Source organism: Amycolatopsis sp. SID8362, assembly GCF_010550475.1.
Taxonomy (GTDB): domain Bacteria; phylum Actinomycetota; class Actinomycetes; order Mycobacteriales; family Pseudonocardiaceae; genus Amycolatopsis; species Amycolatopsis eburnea.
The window spans coordinates 1-3038 of the sequence record NZ_JAAGNB010000875.1 but is presented as its reverse complement, the minus strand read 5'-3'; the positions used below and the strand labels follow the sequence as shown (position 1 = coordinate 3038).

At 74.4% G+C, this 3038-nt stretch carries 2 protein-coding genes; one reads left to right on the top strand and one right to left on the bottom strand.

Annotated features, from left to right (window positions below; genetic code table 11):
- Nucleotides 1-250: 250 nt before the first annotated feature.
- The gene (locus tag G3I65_RS27445) at nucleotides 251-1429 is read left to right on the top strand and encodes an MFS transporter (RefSeq protein ID WP_160698681.1); all 1179 of its coding nucleotides are present in this window, start codon (nucleotides 251-253) and stop codon (nucleotides 1427-1429) included.
- 9 nt (nucleotides 1430-1438) lie between these two features.
- Here G3I65_RS27445 and G3I65_RS27440 read toward each other — a convergent pair.
- Nucleotides 1439-3038 (bottom strand): LuxR family transcriptional regulator (locus tag G3I65_RS27440; RefSeq protein ID WP_239071477.1); only part of this gene is annotated, 1600 nt, incomplete at its 5' end.

Here is a 3038-nt window from a genome sequence, read left to right as displayed (position 1 = left end):
GCCGCGCTCGCCCGGCCCGGCCGGCGCTCCGCCCGGTGGCCGAAGGCGGCCGCGGCGAGCTGACGCCGTCTGCAAGAGCCGACGGGCGCACCGTCCGGCCGTGCCGATGCACGGCCATTCGCACACCGAAACCGTTGGGGGAAAGGAAAACTCGTACATCCGTCAGCTGACGGATGTCTGATCCACGCGTACCGCGAAGCATTGCTCTACGGGGCCCCGGCGCTCCGACCTCGAGACCCGAGGAGGAGCGATGTCGCGTGCCACCAGCACCGCCACCACCACCGTCTCCACCGTTGTGATCTTCCTGCTGGCCATCAACCTGCGCCCGGCCGTGACGAGCCTGGGCGCGGCGCTGCCGGACATCTCGGTCGCCGGCAACCTCGTCGCCGCGGTGCTCGTGGCGCTGCCACTGTGGGCGATCGGTCTCGGCGGCTGGGCGACGCCGTGGCTGGCCAACCGGGTCGGGACGTACCGGACCGTCGCCGCGGCCCTCGGCGCGCTGGTGCTTTCCCTGGGCGGACGGGTTCTCGGCGGCTCGGCGCAGCTGCTGATCGGGACGGCGCTGACGTGCCTGGCGATCGCCGTCCTCGGCACCATCCTCCCCCTGCTGGCCCGGGGTTCCGCCGCCTTCACCTTCGGGCTCGGGCTCGGCAGCACGGCCGGCGCGCTGGTGACGCCCGCGGTGGTGCTCTCGTCGTCGTGGCAGGTCGCCCTCGGCCTGTGGGCGGCGGTGGCCCTGCTGGCCCTCTACGTCTGGCAGCTGACCCCCGGCGAGTTCGCGGCGCCGCAACCGGCGTCCGGGACGACCCCCGCCTTCGCCCTCACTATCCACTTCGGACTCATTTCGACGGTGACGTTCCTGGTCATGGGCTGGCTCCCCGGCATCCTGCGCGACGCGGGCGTCCCCGCGACGACCGCGGGCGGGTGCCTGGCGCTGTCGATGGCCATGGGGCTGCCCATGATGTTGCTGGTGCCGGGCTGGACCCGCCGCTGGCGCAACCAGACCCTGCTCGTCGTCGCACTGGCCACGCCCAACGCCATCGGGGTGACCGGGCTGCTCGTCGCACCCGCGGCCGCGCCCTGGGTGTGGGCCGCGGCGACCGGCACCGGCATGGGGTCCCTCGCGTTCGCGCTGACGACGATCTCGTTGCGCAGCAAGGACAGCTCGCTCTCGCTGTCCGCGGTGGTCCAGGGCGTCGGCTACGTCATCGCCGGCTTCGGCGTGCTGGCCTGCGGCTGGCTGCACACGTACACCGGCGCCTGGCGGACCCCGCTGCTGCTGGTGCTGGCCGTCCTGATCGGCCAGGTGGCGAGCGGGCACGCCGCCGTGACGAGCCGGACCCTGGCGTCGCTGGTCCCGCGTCCGCTGTCCGTGCGCCGCCCGCTTTTCGTGCGGCGGCAGGACGACGTGCCGGAGGTCGGGGTCTGACGCCTCCCCTCAGCCCGACGCGGACTGGTGCCGGGCGGCTTCCCGGGCGATGTCGATGCGGGAATGCACGCCCAGCTTGTTCAGGATGTGCGACACGTGCGTGCCGACCGTGCGCGGGGACAGGTACAGCCGGGCCGCGATCTGGGGGTTCGACAGGCCCTCGACCACGAGCGCGGCGATCCGCCCTTCGGTCGGGGTGAGGCTGTCCCAGCCGTGCGTGGCCTGGCGGTGCTTCACCGTCGGGCCACGGCGGATGCCGAACGCCCGGAACAGGGCGCGCAGCCGGGCGACGTCCCACTGCGCGTCCAGCTCCGCGTAGAGGTCGACGGCGTGGGTGAAGGCCGCCCGCGCCGAACCGCGGTCTTCCTCCTTGGCCTTGGCGAAGGCGATCGCGGCTGCTTCCAGCGCCTTGGCGCGGGACAGCGGCCGGCCCGCGTCGCGGTAGCCGTCGGCGGCTCGCAGCAGCGTCGTGCCGTCCCGGTCGAGCAGGCCCCGGCAGTACAAGGCGAGTGCGCCGAGGTGCGGGACGGCCGAACCGGCGGCGAGCGCGCGGACCCGGGCTTCGATGTTCGTCGCGGTCCGCGTGTCGCCGATCGTCGTGGCCAGCCGGACGGCGTCGCCCAGCAGGTCCTCCCCCGCGTCCTCGCCGGCCAGCACCGCGGTGAGCACGGCGAGCGCCCGCTCCGGCGCCCCGGCGTACTCGAACGCGAGACTCCGGGCCCGCACCAGGGATTCCACGACCCGGTCGCCGATGCGTTCCCAGTACTTCGCCGCGACGTCGAGGTGCTGCCGGGCCGCGGCCGTTTCGCCGCGGTGGAAGTGGATGATCGCGGCGACGCCGTGGTCGCAGCACACCACGCCCGGGTCCTTGCGGTCGTCGGCGACGACGTCGACCTCGGCCAGCGCGTCGTCCCACCGGCCGGCGCCCAGCAGCAGCTGCCCGAGCGCGCTCTGGGCCTCGCTCAGCCGGACGACGCTGCCGGTGCGGTCGGCCAGTTCCCGCGCCTGCGCGGCGGCGGCGTGCGCCTCGGGGTAGCGGTCGAGCGCGCCGAACGTGACCGACTGGTTGATGCGCAGCTGCAGCGTGAGGTCGATCAGCGCGGGATCGCCGCGCACGACGGCCATCGCGCGCTCGAACAGCGGCAGCGCGCCGGCCCAGTCGCCCCGCACCATCGCGACCAGGCTCAGCACGTGCAGCGCCCACCCGGTCGCCCAGCGGTCTTCGACCGGGCCAAGCTCTTCCAGCGCCTCGGTGGCCACCCGGTCCGCGGTGTCGACCTCGCCGATGTAGCGGTGGGTGCGCGCGATGAGCACCAGCAACCGCGCCCGGTGCCGCGGCTGCAGGCCCGGCTGGGTCAGCGCGTGGTTGAGCTCGTTGAGGAACTCCGCGGACCGGCCGGTCATCGCGCGGCACTGGACGACCGTCGTGTACAGGTCGACGCGCACGTCCGGGTCGCGCACGCGATCCAGTGCGCGGTCGGCGATCCGCTCGGCCTGGGCCACGTTGCCCACGCCGAAGTACGCGTCCGCCAGCCGGCAGGCCAGCGCGCCGGTCACGGCGTCGTCGAGCGGCGCGTCCCGCACCGCCCGCCGCAGCAGGGCGACGGCG